This window comes from Streptomyces sp. KM273126, from assembly GCF_004337435.2.
GTDB lineage: Bacteria > Actinomycetota > Actinomycetes > Streptomycetales > Streptomycetaceae > Streptomyces > Streptomyces acidicola.
Genome location: NZ_SJXB02000001.1, coordinates 3,271,129 through 3,291,653 on the forward strand (window position 1 = coordinate 3,271,129; position 20,525 = coordinate 3,291,653).

The following is a 20,525-nucleotide window of genomic DNA, read 5'->3' on the forward strand; positions in this document are numbered from 1 at the left end:
TGGGCACTGAGGCGGGCAACTGCGTGGGTGCTGGGCGGGCTTGGGTGCGAATCGTGGCGAAGGCGCTCAAAGCGCCTGGAGATTGAACCACCTTTGTCAAGTGACTTGATGAATTGCATGAGAAGCCCGCAGAGGGGCGGAAGTGCCCGCAACCTCGGATGTGATCAAGTTTGGGTGTTACCAACTGTCGTGCTGCGCTACATACCGTGACGGTCATCACATTCGCACAGGTGCTCTAGCGGAACTTCACAGGAGCCACACAAAATCTGCGTCATCTGAAACGCCATCACGCGTGGTCCGAACCTGGTCCCGCCTCAGTGGTCCGGGGGGACCTCGTCGTGTTCGGTCGCTTTTCGCATGCCCGCCTTCGCCGTCCGCGCCGTTTGCGGCGTCTGCGCACGACGCTCGTGCCCACGCTCGGGGCAGCCCTGCTCGTGGGGCTCCTCCCCGCCCAGTCGGTGGCGCTGCCGCCCGACCCGACCGCCGCCGACCAGGGTCGCGAAACGCTTGACCTGGAAAAGCTCGACCAGGACGAGCCCATATCGGGTGAGGCCTTCGAACGGGACCTGGAGACCTTGAAGGTCGAGGTCCCTGAGGACCAGGAACAGGCTCCGGCGGGTACGGCGACGGCTCCGGTCGCCGACTCGGGGACGGTCAGCTTCGGCTCCTCCGCGAGTGTCACTCCGGCTGCGGCGCGCATGGGTACCAACGCCCAACAGGTCGGCCTGACCCCGGTTGAGGATCTTCCGGTAAGTCTTGGGCAGGCCCCGGACCAGCCCGCGCCCACCGGTACGTGGCAGGTCTCCGTCGCCGCACGCACCGCGCCCGTATCGCAGGGAGTCGACGGTGCCGTCGTGACCGTCCAGGCTCCGGCGACCGGCTCCGTGCCGATCTCGGTCAGGCTCGACTACGCCAAGTTCAGGAACCTCTACGGCGCCGACTGGGCCTCCCGCCTGCGGTTCGTCCAGTTCCCCGAGTGCTACCTGGACACGCCGGACGACGAGGCGTGCCAGGAGTACGAGGAGCTGGAGACCACCAATGACACCAGGACCCAGTCGATCACGGCCACGGTCGACACGGCGGCGGACGGAACGGTCACCCCGGCCTCGGCGAACCTCCGTGAGTCCGACGGCGGATCGATTGCCCAGGCCTCCTACGGGGCTGCTACGACACCGGTCGCGGCGACCGGCGACAGGGCGGTCCTCGGAGCGGTCGACTCCGGTGGCGCCGAGGGCGGCTCCTTCAAGGCCACGCCCCTGGCCTCCAACGGCAAGTGGGAGGCAGGCGGTTCGTCGGGCGCGTTCACGTGGTCGTACCCGCTGAGTATCCCGGCAGCCCCCGCCGGCCCGGCCCCGGCCATCTCCTTCAACTACAACTCCCAGACCGTGGACGGCCGTACGGCGGTCTCCTCTCCCCAGTCCTCCTGGATCGGCGAGGGCTGGGACTACGACCCCGGTCACATCGAGCGCCGCTACCGCACCTGCAAGGACGACCGTAAGAACCTGAACTCCGGCACGCCCAACAACACGACCAAGAAGGACAAGACGTCCGACCTGTGCTGGGTGTCGTACAACGCGGTGATGTCGCTCGGCGGCAGGACCGTCGAGCTGGTGAGGGACGCGCCCACGAGCAGTGACCCGGAGACCGACACCGAGATCTACCGCCCGCAGAGCGACGACGGCACCCGCGTCGAGCGCAGGACCGGCGGCAGCAACGGCGACAACAACGGCGAGTACTGGATCGTCACCACCGCCGACGGCACCAAGTACCACTTCGGCCTCAACCAGGTCGGCGGCGGCCACTCCGACACCAACTCGGTCTCCACCGTCCCCGTCTTCGGCAACCACCCGGGCGAGCCCTGCCACGCCACTGCCTTCGCCGACTCCCGCTGCGGCGCGGGCAAGAAGCAGGCCTGGCGCTGGGGCCTGGACAAGGTCGTCGACGTGCACGGCAACGTGATGGTCGTCAACTGGAAGCAGGAGACGAACTACTACGCCGTAAAGAAGAAGTTCAAGTCCCCTGAGAAGTACGACCGTTACGCCTACCCGACGACCATCGAGTACGGCATGCGCTCTTCCGACCTGACGAAGCCGTCCGCGACGGTCGAGTTCGGCGCTCAGCAGCGCTGCCTGAAGTCGGAGACGGCCTGCGACTCGGCCAACTTCGCCAAGACCGACGACCCGGGAGCGTACCGCCCCTGGTGGGACACCCCCGGCAACCTCAACTGCAAGTCCACGTCCAAGCTGTGCCCGCCCTTCCCGTCCTTCTGGACGCAGATGCGCCTGGACACGGTGACGACGAAGGCCGCCCGCGCCGGCCGGACCGGCCTGGGCAAGGTGGACACGTACGAGCTCCACCAGTCCTTCCCCGAGGACTGGTACGACACGTCCCCCGGCCTCTGGCTGAACTCGATCACCCGCCGCGGCTTCGCCCCCGGCGACACGACCGGCACCCTCCAGTCCAAGGACGGCGTCAGTTTCGCCGAGTACACGGTCGGAGCGACCTCGCCCCTGCGCGCCCGCCTCAAGGACCGCCAGCTCCCGAACCTGGTCCCCAGCGGCCCGAACGACCAGCGCCCCGGCTTCACCCGACCGCGCATCGGCACGGTCGCGACCGAGTACGGCGGCGACATCGAGGTCGAGTACAGGGGAGGCTGCGCGTCCGAACCCGCCGAGGACAAGGGCGAGAACAACGGCACCTGCTACCCGGTCCGCTGGTCGCCGGACGGTGACGAGAGGACGCCGGCCAAGGCCTGGTTCAACAAGTACGTCGTCGCCTCCGTCACCGAGACCGACAAGGTCACCTCCCAGAGCAGGCCCGTCCACACGACGTACAAGTACGCGGACTCCGCCTGGGCCAAGAACGACGACGAGTTCACCCGCCCGTCCCTGCGCACGTACAGCGTCTGGCGCGGCTATCGCCAGGTCGCGGTCACCAAGGGCAGCCGGTCCAGTTCCCAGCAGGGCGATCCGCTGTCCCAGTCGTACTCCGAGACGCGGTACTTCCAGGGCGTCGGCGGGGAGGTCAAGGACTCGACGGGCAAGTACACGCTGCTCGCCGATGACGCGCCGCAGTACGCGGGGATGACGGCGGAGACCATCACGTACCTCGACTCCGACAAGGCGGTCAAGAAGAGGGAGCTGACGTACCCCTGGTCCAAGCAGACCGCATCCCGTGCCCGCGAGGCCGAGAACGGCACGGACATGGACCCGCTCCTCGCGCACCGCAGCGGCGTCAAGCGCACGGAAGCCATCCAGACGGTCGGCAGCAGCTGGCAGGCCGTACGGACGTCGACCACGGTGGACGACACATACGGGCTCCCGATCGAGGTCGAGACGGCCGTGGTCAAGCCGAACGGGTCCGGCGAGACGCTGTCCGACCAGACCTGCACCAGGACGTCGTACGTGCACAACACGTCGGCGTGGCTGATCGGGTTGCCGAAGGAACAGCGGACCACGGGCACGTCGTGTGCCGATCACGATGCAGCGGACCCGTCCACGAAGCTCGTGAAAGCGGTCCGCAACAGCTACGACGGCTTGGCGTACGGCGAGACACCGACGAAGGGCCTGGTCACCTCTGCCGCCGACATCAACGGTGCCGGGACCTCGTACTCGATCGTCACGAAGACGACGTACGACCCGCTGGGTCGCGTCCGCACCGTCACGAAGCCGGGCACCGGAACGACCGAGACGCAGTACACACCCGGGGACGCGGGCGGCCCGGTCACCTCCGTCAAGACGATCAACGCCAAGGGCCATTCCGTCACGACGACCTTCGACCCGGGCCGCAGCCTGGCGCTGACGGTCACCGACGCCAACGGCCGGGTCACGCGTAACGAGTACGACGATCTCGGGCGCCTCGTGAAGGGCTGGTCTCCGTCCCGTTCCTCGGGTGGCAAGTCGCCGGACGTCGAGATCGTGTACCAGGCGGCGATCGCCACCTCCCAGACGACGCGCCCCGCCGCCGTCACCACAAAGGCACTGAAGGACGACGGTTCCTACAGCCGCCAGGTGACGATCTACGACGGCCTGATGCGCCAGGTCCAGACCCAGTCCGAAGCCCACGGCCCCGGCCGCATCGTCACTGACACCACCTACGACGACCATGGTCTGGTCGACGAGCAGACCGGTGCCTACCTCGCGAAGGGCGAGCCGGCCGCCGAGCTCTTCGAACCGAGGTCCAAGTCGCTGATACCGAGTTGGGTCAAGTACCGCTACGACGGCCTGGAGCGCCGGGTTCGCGAGTCGACGTACCACGACGGCGACTACGTGTACGCGACCTACACGACCCACAGCGACACCAGCACCTACGTGAACCCGGCCGGCTCGACGGCCCCGCGGACCCGCACCTTCACCGATGCGCTCGGCCGCGTCACCTCGATCCGCCACTACAAGGACGACGGAAGCACGGACCAAGGGCGCACCACCGTCTACGAGTACGACGCTCGCGGCAACCGCAGCAAGGTGACCGACCCGGCAGGCAACGCCTGGACGTACACGTACGACGCCCGGGCCCGGGTGACCTCGACCACCGACCCCGACACCGGCAGGACGGAGACCGGGTACGACGACGCCGACCGGCCGGTCAAGGTCACGGACGCGAAATCGACGACGACGTACACGCAGTACGACGACCTCGGCCGGGTGACGTACGTCCGCGAGGGCTCCGAGACGGCAACACCGGTCAAGGAGTTCACGTACGACACCCTGTCCGGCGCACTCGGCCAGCCGGTCGCCTCGATCCGGCGCACGCCGAACGGCGACTACATCAACCGCGTCACCGGCTACGACACCGACTACCGCCCCACCGGCACCGAGACGGTCATCCCCGCCAACACGATGACGACGGGTTTCTCCGGCACGTACGCGTACGCGTACACCTACACCCCGACCGGCAAGCCCCAGACGGTCACGCTGCCGGCGGTGGGCGGGCTGGCGAAGGAGAAGGTCGTCACCCGCTACAACGGCGACGGCTTGGCCGAGTCGACCTCGGGCCTCGCCTGGTACACGTCCGATGTCACCTACTCGCCGTACGGCGAGCCCCTGCGCACGGTCTCCGCCGCGCAGCCGTACCGGGTCTGGACGACCAACTTCGTCGACCCGCACACCGGCCGTCTCCAGCGCACGGTGGCCGACCGGGAGACGTCGGGCCCGCACCGCATCTCGGACAGCTACTACTCCTACGACAAGTCGGGGACCATCACGTCCAACGCGCGCAAGCTGTCGGAGGCTTCGGGCACGACGTGGGACACCCAGTGCTTCACGTACGACGTGATGGGCGAGCTGGTGAACGCCTGGACGTCGAACATCACGCCCGGTGGCAGTGGCACGGGCTGCAAGTCGTCGAACGGTACGACGTGGGGCTATCGCACGGACTATGTGGCCTCGTCCGGCCCGGTGGCCGACGCCCCGGACGCATCGACGGACGTGTCGAGCCCGGACGCCTCGCTGACGTCCACGCTGGCGGCCACCGCTCCTGAGGCGGCCTCGGTCTCGACAGGCACGACGGCGTACCGCCAGTCCTTCACCTTCGACTGGCTCGGCAACCGCGCCACGATGACGGAGCCCGACCCGGCGGACGCGACGAAGAACGTCACCTTCACGTACGGCTACGGGACGACGCAGCCGCACACCATGAAGTGGATCAGCTCCAACCCGTCGGGCAAAGGCAGCAGTTACGCGTACGACGCGGTGGGCAACACCGAGTCCCGCGATCTGCCCGCCACGACGCAGGACCTGACCTGGACGTCCGAGAACAAGCTCGCCACGATCACGGACGACGGCAAGAAGACGACGTACGTCTACGACGCGGCCGGCAACCGCATCCTGGAGAACTCCCCGTCGGGCTCGACGCTGTACATGGGCGAGACGGAGGTGACGACGGACGCGTCCGGCACGGTCACCCGGGCGTCCCGCTCCTACGCGCACCCCGGCGCCCCGACGGTGACCCGCACCACGAGCAACGGCGCGACGACGGGCCACCAGCGCAGCGTCATGCTCGCGGACCACCTCGGCACGGCGACCACGTCGGTGAAGGTGTCGAGCGGCCAGGAGGTCACGCGCCGTGCCTTCAAGCCGTACGGCGAGGTGCGCGGACCCAAGCCGTCCACGTGGCCCAACAAGCGCAGCTACCTGGGCGTGGGCATTGACGACGCGGCGACAGGCCTGACCCACATAGGCGCCCGCGAGTACGACCAGAACTCGGGCCGTTTCCTCTCGGCGGACCCGATCATCGACATCGCGGACCCGCTCCAGATGAACGGGTACGCCTACAGCAACAACAGCCCGGTCAGCAAGAGCGACCCGACCGGGCTGTGCCCGAAGGACCTGTGTCCGGACGGCGGCCAGAACACCAACGAGACGCCGCTCCAGCCTGGTGGTGGTGGAGCGACAAAGGGAAGTTCGTCCGGTTCGAGTAACAAGAACTCGGGGGGAACTCCAGTCATCGTTGATCTCGGATACGGTAAGCCCGCCTTGCCCTCCAAGAAGCTTTACCAGCTGTACCAGAACAAACTTCCCGGGATCGGGCAGCTGCGGCAGAACGGCGCTTACTTCCCCGATCTCAGCTATGCACTCATGGTGGAACTCTACTTCCGGGAGCGCTGTAGCCTCAGCTTCAACGACGGGTGCAGTGAACTACGAAAATTCTACGGAGGCTGGAAACACGTAGACAGCATCAACGCCGTCGACACGTGCCCTGCATGTGGCAACGTGGGCTTCCAGGCGATCACAGCCCGCCTCGGCGCGGGCAGGGCGGGAAAGGTCAAGTGGGGCTGCCGGTGCTTCCTGGCCGGAACCGACGTCCTGATGGCTGACGGCTCGACAAAGGACATCGAGGACATCAAAGTCGGGGACAGGGTCCTGGCCACTGACCCGAAAACAGGTAAGACCGGCCCCAGGAAAGTCACTCGCCTCATCCGCACCGAGGATGACAAGTATTTCAACGAGCTGTCGATCGCTACGGAAGACGGCATCGAGAAACTCACGGCCACTCACGAGCACCCCTTCTGGTCCCCGTCCGAACGCGACTGGATTGAGGCAGGAAAGCTCAGGCCGGGCATGACCCTGCGCACCGATGACGGCGACACGGTCATCGTCACGGGCAACCGCGCCTTCACCAGGTACGCCCGTACCTACAACCTTACGGTTGACGACCTGCATACGTACTATGTGCTGGCGGGGGCCACTCCGGTCCTCGTTCACAACAGCAATGCGGGGGATGACCCCCGCTCTTTCTCGAACTTGATACCGGAAGATACTCCTGAGTGGTTCAAGCCGATCGCTCCTGGCACCGTGCTGTCCCGTTCAGGCAACTATGCATATGTAGTGACGGGAGATGGTGAGCTAGTTATCGGGAAGCGTACGGCTGGCCACGTGAGCCTCGCCCAGGGGAGGGATGTGCTGGCTGCCGGAGAGTTTAAGACTAAGGGTGGTCAAGTCGTTTACCTCGATAACAAATCTGGCCATTATCAGCCTTACGGAGCTCACGCTCAAAAGGCGGCAACGGATGCTTTTAACAGGAATGGACTTGGCGCAGATGGGAAGTACATCGAGGCATGGCGACCCAGCTGCTGATCCGGTCGCAGAGTTCATGAAGGCCGTCCAGGAGGTCCTTGCCGCTGCAGAAGAGACCTTTGGTACCGAGGAGCTGGAGCCGGGCCTGGAGCGTGCGCTAGCGATTCTGCAGCGGAACCCTGAATCGAGGGGGGAATTCGAGACCCGGATGATTGCTCTTATTGATTCCCCAAAGGAAGGCGTTGTCGAAATTATCTCTTTTCTGATGCACGAGCTGCGCTGGGAAGCCGTCCGAGAGGCGGTCGGGGAAAGGATCGATCATCCCAGGGGGAACGTCAGTAATATTCGGCTTTACGAGGCCATGTTGGACTCCTTCTCTGACTCCTGGCGCGACCGCGATCTTTATGTGAGATTCGCTGGGTCGTGAGCTCGTAGTCCTGCAGTGCGCGAAATGGAGCAGGCGTGACACGGCGAAGGCTCGACCGCCCGATGTGGCTGGTCCAGTCGCGAGGTGTGTTGCGATGGAAATCATGAGCAGGGTCGAGCTGGTTGCTTTGGTCGAAAGGATCATGGGCGGCGAGGGTGCGGAAGATGAGCACGGAAGGCTTGTTGAAGCCCTTGAAAACAACGTGCCTCATCCACGTGTCCTCGACCTCATCTTTCACCCGCACCTGGATGGTTTTCAGGAGGCTCAGCTGACGGCAGAACAGATCGTCGATGCCGCCCTGTCGTACGAGCCCATCGAGCTTTGATCTCGTGGTGAGGTCGCGGCCTCAGGAGATCGCCAGTGAACGGTCGGAGGGTGCGGCCGTTGCCTTCGGGGCCGACGCGGAGTTCATGTCTGCGCCGAGGACAAGGGGATGGCGGTCAGGATGCCGTTGGACGTGTCCGCGGTTCAGTCGCGGCCCTCGGCGAATGGATGGCGTTACAGGGGTCTTCGAAGTTGAGCGGCGGGGTCCGTCGCGGGATTGGCAGATCTGGGCCACTCTCGACCTTTTCACGGCCGTCCGAGCTGGCCCAAATCTGCCAATCACCAGCCTTGGAGACGGTCACGACCTCGACTGCGGTGATCCGTACATCGGTCAAGTTCGAAGACCCCGTTTCAGGGCGGCGGTTACGACTCCACACTGGCTCTTCGGAAGTAGGGAGAACATGCCTGGCAGCGGCGCGGAAACGGGTGGACTCGGTCCACACGAGGTGAGCGCTGTCATGGCCGGAGTCGGATACGTGGTCCCTCCGGAGGTGGTGACTGCGGCCGTATCACCGGACGGTGTCCGAGCCATGGGGTTTCTCGTGTCGCGCACGCGGGCCTTCGAGGTATGGAGGTTGTGGCGCGAGCGCCATGCGGTCGGCTCGGGGTGGTATCCGGTACTTTCCGAGGTGAATCCGCGGCAGTTGGTTTGGAACGCGCCGGATGCCATCCCTCGGGGTGGCCGTGAGGCGGTGGTCTCGGCGGTTTCCCGTAACCCGGACGAAATCATCGACGAGATTATGGCTGCCTTCCTGGTCGACGCGCTTGACAAGTCGGCGGACCAAGAGGCCATGGACGAGTGGATCGCGGAGTTGACGCCGCAGCGCTTGGCCGAGTCGTTGGCGGGCCCGCTCAGCGCACCCCGGCCAGGCGATCCGTGGAAGGGCTCTCTGTCGTGGGACCCGGAGTTCTGGTTCTGCCTGGTCGAGGCACGTCACGGCTACGAGCTCCCGGTGCTTCTGCCCGGGCTGCCGCACACGCCCAACTGGTGGGTGGACGAGGTTCAAAGGGGGCTTGAGCCCTCGGATCATCTGGCCTTCCTGCGTAGCTGGCATGAGCGCTTCGGCGCGGATCCGTATTACATGGACGGCAGTAACATGCGGCTGGCCGTGGACCGTCCTCCGTTGACTCCGGAGGCAGCGGCCCGTGCGGCCGTTGAGCGGTACTCCTACTGCTGTGACAATTCTCCGGACCTGCCGGTGCTGGGGGACGGCGAGATCCGTTCGACCGTATGGACGTTCTGGTGGGACTGAGATTGCGCTGGGTCTTGGGAGGCTTCAGGTGGCGCGGGCCGAGCGTATTCCTCGGCGAGCCGCGTGCAGCAGGGAGTTGAGGCCGGGAACTTGCAAGGCGAGGCTGACGGTTGGTTCGTCGGATTCGCGGAGGCGGATGGTTCCGTCGGGGGCTGGGGCCAGTTCGAGGCAGTTGTTTCCCTCGCTGCTGTACGAAGACTTCTGCCAGTGGAGAGTTGTGAGCACTTGGGGCCTTTCAGAGGTCGCTGGCGATCTCGTGGATCAGGTCTCGCGAGGCGGACTCCTTGAGGGCGACCGCCTCGAAGCGCGTCATGAACGTGCGGTACTTCTCCAACTGGAGGTCCGCGTGAAGGAATACGGACCCATGTTCGGCGTCGAGTTGGACCGTGTCCAGCGGCGGGACAGGGCCTTCGGCGTAGAGCACGGTCTGTCCGGCACCGGGGAAGATGCCGGCGTCGTAGGGGATCACCAGGACGGTCACGTGGTTGAACTCGCTCATCTCGATGACCTGCTTCAGCTGTTCGCGCGTCACGTCCCGGCCCCCGAACCGCATGCGCAGGGCCGCCTCGTGAATGATCGCCGTGTACGGAGTCGGCGAGGCGGCGAAAAGGATGCCCTGCCGCTTGATGCGGTGGGTGACGCGGTGCTCGATCTCCGGAGGGGACAGCTTCGGGATGGACTGGCGGAAGATCAGGCGTGCGTAGTCCACCGTCTGGAACAAGCCTGGAAGGTGGGCGATCTGGGCCGTATGGATCGCGGTGGCATGGTGCTCCAGCTCGGCCAGGTCGAGGAGGCCTGAGGGCAGAGTCTCTCGGTACTCGTCCCACCAGTAACGGCCGCGTCCCGCAGTCATGGCGGCCAAGGCCTCGATGTACGGCTCGTCCGAACAGCCGTAGCTGTGGGCGAACATGCGGACCCGGTCAGCGCTGACGCCAAAGCGGCCGGCCTCAATGGAGCTGATGCGTGCCGCGTTGACGTTCAGCAACTCGCCCGCCTCGCGGGCGGTCAGGCCTGCTCTTTCCCTCAGTTTCCGCAGCTCAGCGCCGAGGCGTTGCTGGCGTACGGTCGCTGATGCCCTTGGTGGCATGCCGCGTCCCTCTCACTCTTAGGGGTAGTGGTTTGACGTAGTAGGTAGTAAGCCTACTCCGCATGCTCTACGTTGTGTATCGCATCAACCACCCAACGTGATGCCGGGGTTCCCGGAAGCGCACCGCCCTGCCCGAGCGCAGCGCACGGCAGTGGCGGCGGAGCCACCGCGTGTGTCACCCGTCATCCCACTGAATGGTCCACCCGATCCAACCCCCCTTCCCCGAAGAGGAGTTACGGCCATGACCGAACTCGCCCGGACAAAGTCCGCAACTCACTCCCCGCTCGACACCGACTGGGAGTACACCCTCCGCATCCCCCACTCACCCTTCGGCCCCGGCATCGTCCGCGCCCATGTCCGGACCGTGCTCACCCGGTACCGGGCCGAACGCACCGTCCTCGACAACGCCCAGCTCGTCGCCTCCGAACTCGTCACCAACTCCCTTGCCGGTACGAGGAGTACGAGGGACCCCATCGCCGTGCGGCTCATGCGCGCGGACGGGCGGCTGCGGCTCAGCGTGTGGGACAGCAGTTCCTGCCCTCCGCGCGAGAGCCCGCGGCCGGGGCTCGACGAGGAGAGCGGGCGCGGGCTCTGGCTGACGCGGGCGTGTGCCGATGAGTGGGGGCACTTTCTCGTAGTCAACGGGCGTCGTGACGGCGGAGGGAAGGAGGTGTGGGCCGAGTGGCGGGCTCCCTAGGCGGCACGGCCGGAGAGATACGTATGGGCCCCGCCCCGGCACGTGACAGTTCACAACCGGGAGACGGGGCCCATTGCACCGTGGAGCCAGGCGGCTCAGCGGATCAGAAGCGGCGCGTGATCAGCGCTCGCTTCACCTCCTGGATGGCCTTCGTGACCTCGATACCGCGCGGGCAGGCGTCCGTGCAGTTGAAGGTCGTGCGGCAACGCCACACGCCGTCCTTGTCGTTGAGGATCTCCAGGCGCTGCTCGCCCGCCTCGTCACGCGAGTCGAAGATAAAGCGGTGCGCGTTGACGATGGCGGCCGGGCCGAAGTACTGGCCGTCGTTCCAGAAGACCGGGCACGAGGAGGTGCAGGCCGCGCAGAGGATGCACTTCGTCGTGTCGTCGAAGCGTTCCCGGTCCTCCGACGACTGGAGGCGCTCCCGCGTGGGCTCGTTCGTGTCCTTCGTGATCAGGAAGGGCATCACGTCCCGGTACGCCTGGAAGAACGGGTCCATGTCCACGATCAGGTCCTTCAGGACCGTGAGGCCCTTGATGGGCTCGATCGTGATCGGCTTCTCGGGGTTGATGTCCTTGATCAGCGTCTTGCAGGCGAGGCGGTTCCTGCCGTTGATCCGCATCGCGTCCGAGCCGCAGATGCCGTGGGCGCAGGAACGGCGGAAGGTCAGGGTGCCGTCGACGTCCCACTTGATCTTGTGGAGGCCGTCGAGGACGCGCTCCTTGGGATCGATCTCCAGCTGGAAGTCCTCCCAGAACGCCTCGGCGGCGACCTCCGGGTCGAACCGGCGCACGCGGAACGTGACCGTGATGTACGGAGAGGCAGCGGACGCCGAACCCTGGGCCTCGGCCTTGTCCATAACAGGGGTAGCCATCAGTACTTACGCTCCATCGGCTGGTAGCGGGTCTGGACGACCGGCTTGTAGTCGAGACGGATGGACTCGGTGCCGTCGTCGCCCACCTCGCGGTACGCCATGGTGTGGCGCATGAAGTTGACGTCGTCGCGGTTCGGGTAGTCCTCGCGGTAGTGACCGCCGCGGGACTCCTTGCGGGCCAGCGCCGACACGGCCATGACCTCGGCCAGGTCCAGGAGGTTGCCGAGCTCGATGGCCTCCAGCAGGTCGGTGTTGAACCGCTTGCCCTTGTCCTGGATCGAGACGTTCTTGTAGCGCTCGCGGAGTTCCGTGATCTTCTCCACGGCCGTCTTGATCGTCTGCTCGGTGCGGAACACCATGACGTTCGCGTCCATGGTCTCCTGCAGCTCGCGGCGCAGGTCCGCCACGCGCTCGCTGCCCGTGGACGAACGCAGCTGCTCGATCTGCTCGACGACCAGGGACTCCGGGCTCTCCGGCAGCTCGACGTAGTCGGCCTTCTGGGAGTACTCGGCGGCGGCGATGCCCGCGCGGCGCCCGAAGACGTTGATGTCCAGGAGGCTGTTCGTGCCCAGGCGGTTCGCGCCGTGCACCGACACGCACGCGACCTCGCCGGCCGCGTACAGGCCGGGGACGACCGTGGTGTTGTCGATCAGGACCTCACCCTCGACGTTCGTCGGGATGCCGCCCATGGCGTAGTGCGCGGTGGGCTGGATCGGGATCGGGTCCGTGTAGGGCTCGATGCCGAGGTAGGTGCGCGCGAACTCCGTGATGTCCGGGAGCTTGGCGTCGAGCTGCTCCGGCGGGAGGTGGGTGAGGTCGAGGAAGACGTGGTCGCCCTCGGGACCGCAGCCCCTGCCCTCGCGGATCTCCGTGTAGATCGAGCGGGACACGACGTCTCGGGACGCCAGGTCCTTCATCACCGGCGCGTACTTCTCCATGAAGCGCTCGCCGTCCTTGTTGCGGAGGATGCCGCCCTCACCACGGGCGCCCTCCGTCAGCAGGATGCCCATGCGCCAGATGCCGGTCGGGTGGAACTGGAAGAACTCCATGTCCTCCAGCGGCAGCCCGCGACGGTACACGGCCGCCTGACCGTCACCGGTCAGCGTGTGCGCGTTCGACGTCACCTTGAAGAACTTGCCGCAGCCGCCGGACGCGTAGATGACCGCCTTCGCCTGGAAGACGTGGATCTCGCCGGTGGCCAGCTCGTAGGCCACCACGCCCGCGGACTTCTTGACGCCGTCGACCTCGGTGATCAGCTGGTCCAGGACGTAGAACTCGTTGAAGAACTCCACGCCCTCCTTCACGCAGTTCTGGTACAGCGTCTGGAGGATCATGTGGCCGGTGCGGTCGGCCGCGTAGCAGGAGCGGCGGACCGGGGCCTCACCGTGGTTCCTCGAATGCCCACCGAAGCGGCGCTGGTCGATGGTGCCGTTCGGGGTGCGGTTGAACGGCAGGCCCATCTTCTCCAGGTCGAGGACCGAGTCGATGGCCTCCTTCGCCAGGATCTCGGCGGCGTCCTGGTCGACCAGGTAGTCACCACCCTTGACCGTGTCGAAGGTGTGCCACTCCCAGTTGTCCTCCTCCACGTTCGCCAGCGCGGCGGCCATGCCGCCCTGTGCGGCGCCCGTGTGGGAGCGGGTCGGGTAGAGCTTCGTCAGCACGGCGGTGCGGCTGCGCTTCGTCGACTCGATGGCGGCGCGCATACCGGCGCCACCGGCGCCGACGATGACGGTGTCGTACTTGTGGATCTTCATGAGTGGATACCTCAGCCCCGTGCCTAGCGGATGTTCGGGTCGAAGGTGAAGATCACCAGCGTGCCCAGCAGGATGGTGAACACCGTGGCGGTGTACAGCAGGCCCTTCAGCCACAGGCGCGTGTTCGGGCGCTCCGCGTAGTCGTTGATGATCGTGCGCAGGCCGTTCGCGCCGTGCAGCATCGCCAGCCACAGCATCAGCAGGTCCCAGGTCTGCCAGAACGGCGAGGCCCAGCGGCCCGCGACGAACGCGAAGCCGATCTTGGAGACGCCGCCGTCGAGGACGAGCTGGATCAGCAGGTGGCCGATGACCAGGACGACCAGGACGATGCCGGACAGGCGCATGAACAGCCAGCCGTACATCTCGAAGTTGCCGCGGGTCGACTTCGGGGTCTTCGTGGTGCGCTTGCGGGGCGGCTCGATGACGGGAGCCGGGTTCTCGGGGCTGTAGCCCGACAGCTCGCCCGCGCCCTCTACCGGGCCGATTCCGGATTCGGTGGTCTCAGTGGTGGACATGTGCCTCAGCTCCCGAAGACTTCACGAACGGCGTGGCCGAGGACGGGGTACAGCGCCCCGATCATCAGCACGAGCCAGACGCCGACGACGGTCCAGAGCATCTGCTTCTGGTAGCGCGGGCCCTTGGCCCAGAAGTCGACGGCGATGACGCGCAGGCCGTTGAGCGCGTGGAAGAGAATGGCGGCGACGAGGCCGTATTCCAGCAGCGCGACGAGAGGCGTCTTGTACGTGGCCACGACGGTGTCGTAGGCCTCGGGGGAGACACGCACGAGAGCGGTGTCCAGCACGTGTACGAACAGGAAGAAGAAGATGAGGACGCCGGTGACTCGATGAGCCACCCAGGACCACATTCCTTCCCGGCCGCGGTACAGCGTTCCAGCCGGCACGGAAGAACCCTCCGGGAGCGGGGACTGGGGCCTGCCGGCTTCTGTGTCGGTCGGGCCCGGCCGGGTACGGTCCACCGGCCCCCAGCATCGTAGCGACGTGTGCCTGTGGTGCTTACTCGGGGGCCGTGGGTGTGATCAAACAGGCATGCGTACGGGGTAGTGGTGGGCGGCTTCCGGGGTGGGGGTTTGTCTTTTTTGTCGGGTGCGGGTTGATTGTGGCTGGTCGCGCCCACGCGGCGGAGCCGCATATCAGAAACAGCCCCGCGCCCCTAAAAGGCGCTCCGCGTCCCTAAGGCACCGGCTGGGATGAAAAGTCCCCTACGATCCTTCTCAGCCTTCCCCGTGCCAGGCGGCGGAGCTCCTCCGCTGCCAGGAGGCGTTCTTCCTCCGGATCGTTTGTCAATCGTGACCGGATGCCGGTGAGGACCCGGTCGAGGGCCTCCGCGGCGGGGATGTCGTCCAGGCAGATCACGAAGACGTGCCCGAAGCGGCTCTCGTACGCGGCGTGTGCGGCGCTCAGTGCGGTATGGGCGGCGGAGTACGCGCCGGCCGGGAGCAGGGTGAGTGACTCGGCGGCCAGGGCCTCGGCGACGTCGGCGGGCGTCAGGTCGTAGGACGCCTCGTCGGCCGCGGCGAGGAGCGCCTCCAGGTCCGGGTAGGGCCTGTGCTCGGCGACGCGGTGGGCCCAGCGCGGACTCCGGCAGCAGGTGAGGAGGGCCTGCTCGGCGTCGGTGGCGGGCGCGGTGTTGAACCCCTCCAGGGCCATGGGGCCGGGGGCGGTGCGGGGCTGCTCCGGGAAGGCGACCTGGCCGGGGAGGTGCGGAAGACGGTGCGAAGGCAGCGTGGGTCCTCGGCGGTGTGTGGCGAGGTCTTGTGGACCTCGCGTACGGGTCGGCTGGGGGTGGGGTGTGAGATGTGCCGTCACGTTATCGAGGGCGGTCAACGACTGTCTGAACGATGCCCGAAATTCACCCGGAGGGAAGAGTTTCGGAAACCGTGGTGGACAGTCGGGCTGGATGGACGTCGTAGGTTCGACGGCGGAGGTGCGTGAGTGGAGGTACGTGCAATGGGGCGAATGCGGATAGAAAGAGCAACCGGAGGCGCGTCGTGAACCGTGGTCGGCGCCGGGCACCCCGTAGAAGGACGCCCGTGGCGCCCAAGTGGTTGCTTCCCTTCGTGGGGGTTGCTCTGGCGGGGGGTGCCGTCGTGTTCGGTGTGACCGTCTGGCCGGGCGGTGGCACGGGGGAGACGAACGCTTCCCAGCCGACGGGGGTGGGTGCGGGGAGCAGCGACTGCCCCTCCCCGTCCGCGTCGTCCTCGCCGTCGCGTTCGTACCCGATGTCCCAGAAGCCCAAGACGATCCCGGCGGTGCGTGAGCACACGCCCGCCCGTGGCCCCGGCTGGCGACCCTCCGACGGCGCCCGGCTTGTGATCGGCGACAAGAAGCTGGCCGACGAGGGCAAGCTCACCGCCCGTGAGCTGGGTCTCACGTACGCCGGAGAGGCCGAGCCCTGCGACGGGGACGTACAGCTGACGCTGACCGGCAAGAACCAGCCGAACTCCGAGGCGTACACGATGACCGTGCGGAACGGGCGCGTACGGATCTCCGCGGCCACCGACACGGGCGTCTTCTACGGCACGCGCACCCTCAAACAGGAGGTGCGCGACGGCGGTACGGCGTCCGAGGGCGTCGTACGGGACGAGCCGGCCAAGCCCCAGCGCGGGTTCATGCTGGACACCGCGCGCAAGCACTTCACGGCGGGCTGGATCGAGGACCGCATCCGTGAGCTCGGCGACCTGAAGTACAACCAGCTCGGGCTGCACTTCTCCGACGACCAGGGCTTCCGCATCGAGTCGGACACGCACCCCGAGGTGGTGTCGAAGCAGCACCTCACCAAGGCGCAGGTGCGGCGCATCGTGGACCTCGCGGCGAGCCGCCACATCAAGGTCGTCCCCGAGATCGACTCGCCGGGCCACCTGGGCGCGGTGATCGCCGCCTACCCGGACCTGCAGCTGCGCAACGCGAGCGGCGTGGCCGCCTCCGGCGCGGTGGACATCTCCAAGCCCGCGGCGGCCAAGATCGTCGACGATCTGCTGAACGAGTACGCGGATCTGTTCCCCGGGCCCTACTGGCACCTCGGCGCCGACGAGTACAGGGCACTGATGGTCTCGGACCCCGAGACCTCGTATCCGCAGCTGGCGGCCGCGGCACGGGCCCGGTACGGGGCGGGGGCGACCGTGGCCGACCTGGCGACGGGCTGGATGGACGACCGGGCCGACACGATCCGCAAGCACGACCGGACGATGCGGGCCTGGAACGACGGGTTCTTCCGCGACACCAAGGTGCAGCCGTCGCGCGACATCCAGGTCGCGTACTGGACCGGCAAGGAGATCGGGGCCCGGCAGCCGGACGAATACCTGAGCGCCGGACGCCGGGTGGTCAACTACAACGACGAGTTCCTGTACTACGTCCTCGGCGAACCCAACGAGTTCGTCTACCCGACCGGCGAGCGGATCTACGAGCAGTGGACCCCGCTCGTGCTGCGCGGCACGACACCGGTGGCCGAGCAGTACGACGACCAGATCCTGGGCGGGTCCTTCGCGGTGTGGTGCGACCTGTCGAACTCCCAGACCGAGGCGCAGGTGGCGGCGGGCGTACGGATGCCGCTGCGGGCGCTGAGCCAGAAGCTGTGGGATCCGGGGAAGCCCACCCTGTCCTGGGCGGAGTTCCAGAAGCTGGCGGAGCGGGTCAGCTGACGCGTGGCGCGCCGGGCGTTCGTACGGGCTGAAACCGGTGGACGTGCGCAGCCGGGGGAGTCTGAAACCGGTGGACGTGCGCGGCCGGTGCGCCGTATGTTCCGCGTGCCGCGCGTGAGGTTCTGGGGAGGGCCCCGTGCGGTTCTGTCCGATCCGACACGGGGGCCACTTCACCATGCTCTGCACGCGGTGCCGACACTTCGACGCCACACCTGACGGGGTCATCTGCGCACAGTGCGCCGCGGCCGGCGCCGCGCCCGTGGCCCCGCCGCACGGGCGCGGCGCCTGGCTGAGCTCGCCCGTCGGTCTCGGCCGGGCCGTCGCCGTGCTGCTCGGCGCGGTCGTCGCCGCCGATCTGTTCGCGATCTGGTCGGACCTCGTGTCGTACGACGTGATCGGCGACATTGCCGACGGTGAAACCGGTGCCGCTGTGCAGCGCAGGGCCGACTCCGCGGACTCGCTGTTCGCGGCGGCCGGGTCCGTGCAGACGGCCGCTCTGCTCTCCACCGCCGTCGTCTTCCTCGTCTGGTTCCACCGGGTGCGGGTGAACGCCGAGGTGTTCCACCCGTTCGGGCACCGCAAGAAGCGCGGCTGGGCGGTGGGCGGCTGGTTCGTGCCGATCGTGAACCTGTGGTTCCCGCGCCGGATCGCGCTCGACATCTGGGACGCGAGCACCCCCTGGAACGCGCCCCGCTCGCACGCGCTCGTGAACGCCTGGTGGGCCGCCTGGGTGATCAGTCAGGTCGCCGGGGGGCTCGCCTCCACCGCGTACCGCAGGGCCGAGACGGCGCCGGAGATCGCGCGGGCCGTGGGGCAGATCCTGTTCGCGGACGTGGTCGACGTCGTCGCCGCCGTCCTCGCGATCATCTTCGTGCTCACCCTGACACGCATGCAGGACACCAAGGCGCGCAGCGGGCCGGGCGCGCCCGTGCCCGTCTCCGGCTGACCGCGGGTGCGCCGGGGCGGATTGCCCGATTCCGGGGGCGAACTGCCGTACGCCTGTGGTGGAGTCGGCGCGAGTCGTGCCGAGATGACGGGGGGAGCCGGGATGGGCTACTGGGGCTACTACGTCGTGGGCAGAAGCGAGCGGCCGCTCGTGGAGCTCGACGCGCTGGCGGGGGCCGAGGGCATGTCGCTGCTCTCGACGGGGGACGACGGCTGGCAGGTCTGGGAGTACACGAACCAGGACGGCTCCGGTGACGTCGGGAGCATGCAGGCGCTCGCCCGCGAGACCGGGGCGCCCGCGCTCTTCGGCTATGTCATGAACAGCGACTGCGTGGCGGTCGAGGCCGCCGCCCCCGAGAGCGGCGGCTGGACCACGTGTCTGGCACGCGGGGCCATGGCCGGGTACCTGGGCGGCGCCGACGACGGGCTCACCGTCGAGGACTACTTCCTGGAGCCGCACGACGCCGCCGAGCGGGCCGTCGCCTGGGCCGCGGAGGCCGGGCACACCGCGAGTGCCGAGCGGCTCGCCGACCTGCTGGCCATGGAGCCCGACCCGGCCGCTCCGGTGGCCGAAAACCTGCTGTTCCAGTTACTGGACCGGCTCGGGGTCGTACCCCTGTGACACTCCCGGGCCGTCGCACGCAGTAAGGGGAAGTGCGGGCTCCATCAAGCGCAGGCGCCCAGTCGAGCGAGTTCGAGCGAGTTCGAGGAGGCGTGATGAGCCTGGTGGAACTGATCGCACAGGCCGACGAACGCGGGCTGGCCGCCAGCGGACTGGCTTGTTTGGATCGCTGCGTTCCACTGCTCGGAGGCGACGACGAGGTGCTGCGCCCGCTGTGGGCGAGCCTCGCGGGCGCGGACGCCTGGGGCGACTGGGAAGAGCGGGTCACCAAGGTGCGCGGGGAGTTGGACGTGGGGGACGCCTGGGGCGAGGGCGGTGGTCCCGGCGGTGGTCCCGGCAGTGGTTCCGTCGAGGACGAGGCCGCTCTGCTCGCCCGGCGGATGCTCGCCGCCGTGCCCGGTGAGCGGTCCGCGAGGGCGTTCCGGGAGTGGGCCGACGGCTGTTCGGTGGCCGCCCTGCGGATACACCGGCTGCTCGACCCCATGGACAAGGGCTCGGAGGAGGGCGGTTCGTCGGTGACGGCCCGCCGTGAGGGGCGTACGGAGGGCATGTCCCCGCTCGTCGCCGCCGAACTGCGCCGTCAGGTCACCGTGTTGGAACTGCTCGCCGGGCACGGGGCGAACGGGGTGCGGCAGGCACTCGACGTGTCGACGGAGGGGCGGCGGGTGTTGCGGGCGGTCGTGTCACGGCGGGCGCGGGGCAGGGTCTGATACGTGACGGGGTGTTGGCCGCAGGGCAAACCCCTTATGGCGCAAGGATCTTGTGACCTTCCTGCGGTCGCTGTGGCGTTTCCGCGCCGGTGTCGCGCATCCGCCGGATTCGTGTGACGCGTCGCGCGCGGAGGGCGCTCTTCCGAGTGTGAACGACGCACAGCAGACGGCATGGACGGCGACGACGACGGGGACGGCGGCGACAGCCACGACAGCCACGACAGCGACGACAGGGACGCAGAACGGGACACGGCACCATTCCGCGGGCAAGCCCATTCGGTGGGCGGCTGACGTGGTGGGGACGATGCGCGAAGGGGCGCGGGTGCGTCTCGACTACTCGGCGCGGAGTCTGTGGCGGGTGGACCGGATGATCGAGGCGATACGGCGGGAGGGTACGCCGTGGGCTGCTGCCGAGCGGGTGCTGCGGGGCTTCGGCGCGTATGCGGGTGAGGTGATCGTCCGCGAGAGTGGTGGGGAGTGGGTGTCGGAGGGCGGGGACCTGTGGGTGCGGACGCCGGACGGTCGGTTGTGGGATCCGATCGATGAGGCCCGGCGGTGTTATGCGGGTGAGGGGTCGCTGCGGTTGCTCTGTCTGGACGCGTTGGGTGGGTTCGCCCCCGCCTGAACCAGTCCCGCCTGAACTAGTCCCGCCTGAACCAG

Annotated in this window: 17 protein-coding genes; 10 read left to right on the forward strand and 7 right to left on the reverse strand. The window is 67.5% G+C overall.

Features of this window, described 5'->3' with window-relative positions:
- Nucleotides 1–407: 407 nt before the first annotated feature.
- The 4 genes from E0500_RS14110 (at nt 408) to E0500_RS14125 (ending at nt 9,518) form a co-directional block, all read left to right on the forward strand.
- A complete protein-coding gene (locus E0500_RS14110; RefSeq protein WP_309505056.1) occupies nt 408–7,574 on the forward strand; it encodes a polymorphic toxin-type HINT domain-containing protein in 7,167 nt (2,388 codons plus the stop codon).
- A complete protein-coding gene (locus tag E0500_RS14115; protein WP_131563915.1) occupies nt 7,528–7,941 on the forward strand; it encodes a hypothetical protein in 414 nt (137 codons plus the stop codon). The genes E0500_RS14110 and E0500_RS14115 overlap by 47 nt, the downstream gene beginning before the upstream one ends.
- Before the next feature lie 94 nt (nt 7,942–8,035).
- On the forward strand, nt 8,036–8,266 hold the full coding sequence (locus tag E0500_RS14120; RefSeq protein WP_258572770.1) for a bacteriocin immunity protein: 231 nt from the start codon (nt 8,036–8,038) through the stop codon (nt 8,264–8,266).
- Nucleotides 8,267–8,795: 529 nt separating this feature from the next.
- On the forward strand, nt 8,796–9,518 hold the full coding sequence (locus E0500_RS14125; protein ID WP_165935011.1) for a DUF4253 domain-containing protein: 723 nt from the start codon (nt 8,796–8,798) through the stop codon (nt 9,516–9,518).
- Nucleotides 9,519–9,542: 24 nt separating this feature from the next.
- On the opposite strand, the gene E0500_RS14130 is transcribed toward E0500_RS14125, so the two are convergent.
- Complete coding sequence (locus tag E0500_RS14130; RefSeq protein WP_131563913.1) at nt 9,543–9,743, reverse strand: DUF397 domain-containing protein; 201 nt, start codon at nt 9,741–9,743, stop codon at nt 9,543–9,545.
- Between the two features lie 10 nt (nt 9,744–9,753).
- Nucleotides 9,754–10,605: a helix-turn-helix transcriptional regulator gene (locus E0500_RS14135; protein ID WP_131563912.1), complete on the reverse strand. Its 852-nt coding sequence runs from the start codon at nt 10,603–10,605 to the stop codon at nt 9,754–9,756.
- Between the two features lie 241 nt (nt 10,606–10,846).
- On the opposite strand from E0500_RS14135, the gene E0500_RS14140 reads away from it, so the two are divergent.
- Nucleotides 10,847–11,302, forward strand: a complete 456-nt coding sequence (locus E0500_RS14140; RefSeq protein ID WP_131563911.1) for an ATP-binding protein — start codon at nt 10,847–10,849, stop codon at nt 11,300–11,302.
- A gap of 103 nt (nt 11,303–11,405) precedes the next feature.
- Here the strand turns inward: E0500_RS14140 and E0500_RS14145 are convergent, their stop codons facing one another.
- The 5 genes from E0500_RS14145 to E0500_RS14165 form a co-directional block, all read right to left on the reverse strand.
- On the reverse strand, nt 11,406–12,176 hold the full coding sequence (locus E0500_RS14145) for a succinate dehydrogenase iron-sulfur subunit (RefSeq protein WP_131563910.1): 771 nt from the start codon (nt 12,174–12,176) through the stop codon (nt 11,406–11,408).
- On the reverse strand, nt 12,176–13,930 hold the full coding sequence (gene sdhA / locus E0500_RS14150) for a succinate dehydrogenase flavoprotein subunit (RefSeq protein ID WP_131563909.1): 1,755 nt from the start codon (nt 13,928–13,930) through the stop codon (nt 12,176–12,178). Before sdhA ends, E0500_RS14145 begins: the two co-directional genes overlap by 1 nt.
- Before the next feature lie 23 nt (nt 13,931–13,953).
- A complete protein-coding gene (locus tag E0500_RS14155) occupies nt 13,954–14,445 on the reverse strand; it encodes a succinate dehydrogenase hydrophobic membrane anchor subunit (RefSeq protein ID WP_131563908.1) in 492 nt (163 codons plus the stop codon).
- 5 nt (nt 14,446–14,450) lie between these two features.
- Entirely contained in the window at nt 14,451–14,831 is a 381-nt protein-coding gene (sdhC, locus tag E0500_RS14160; protein ID WP_131563907.1) for a succinate dehydrogenase, cytochrome b556 subunit, read from the reverse strand.
- 289 nt (nt 14,832–15,120) lie between these two features.
- Nucleotides 15,121–15,756 (reverse strand): 2-oxo-4-hydroxy-4-carboxy-5-ureidoimidazoline decarboxylase, encoded by a 636-nt coding sequence (locus E0500_RS14165; protein ID WP_181586991.1) that lies wholly within the window; start codon nt 15,754–15,756, stop codon nt 15,121–15,123.
- A 224-nt stretch (nt 15,757–15,980) separates the two neighbouring features.
- Between E0500_RS14165 and E0500_RS14170 the strand changes: the two genes are divergently transcribed.
- From E0500_RS14170 to E0500_RS14190, 5 genes are all read left to right on the forward strand, one after another.
- Nucleotides 15,981–17,588, forward strand: coding sequence for a glycoside hydrolase family 20 protein (locus E0500_RS14170; RefSeq protein WP_309505057.1), 1,608 nt, complete (start codon nt 15,981–15,983; stop codon nt 17,586–17,588).
- A 175-nt stretch (nt 17,589–17,763) separates the two neighbouring features.
- A complete protein-coding gene (locus tag E0500_RS14175) occupies nt 17,764–18,534 on the forward strand; it encodes a DUF4328 domain-containing protein (RefSeq protein WP_131563905.1) in 771 nt (256 codons plus the stop codon).
- 102 nt (nt 18,535–18,636) lie between these two features.
- Nucleotides 18,637–19,155 carry a hypothetical protein gene (locus E0500_RS14180; RefSeq protein WP_131563904.1) on the forward strand — a complete coding sequence of 173 codons (519 nt, stop codon included), beginning with the start codon at nt 18,637–18,639 and terminating at the stop codon, nt 19,153–19,155.
- A gap of 95 nt (nt 19,156–19,250) precedes the next feature.
- A complete protein-coding gene (locus E0500_RS14185) occupies nt 19,251–19,865 on the forward strand; it encodes a hypothetical protein (RefSeq protein WP_131563903.1) in 615 nt (204 codons plus the stop codon).
- A 274-nt stretch (nt 19,866–20,139) separates the two neighbouring features.
- Entirely contained in the window at nt 20,140–20,490 is a 351-nt protein-coding gene (locus E0500_RS14190) for a hypothetical protein (RefSeq protein ID WP_131563920.1), read from the forward strand.
- The last annotated feature ends 35 nt before the right edge of the window (nt 20,491–20,525 follow it).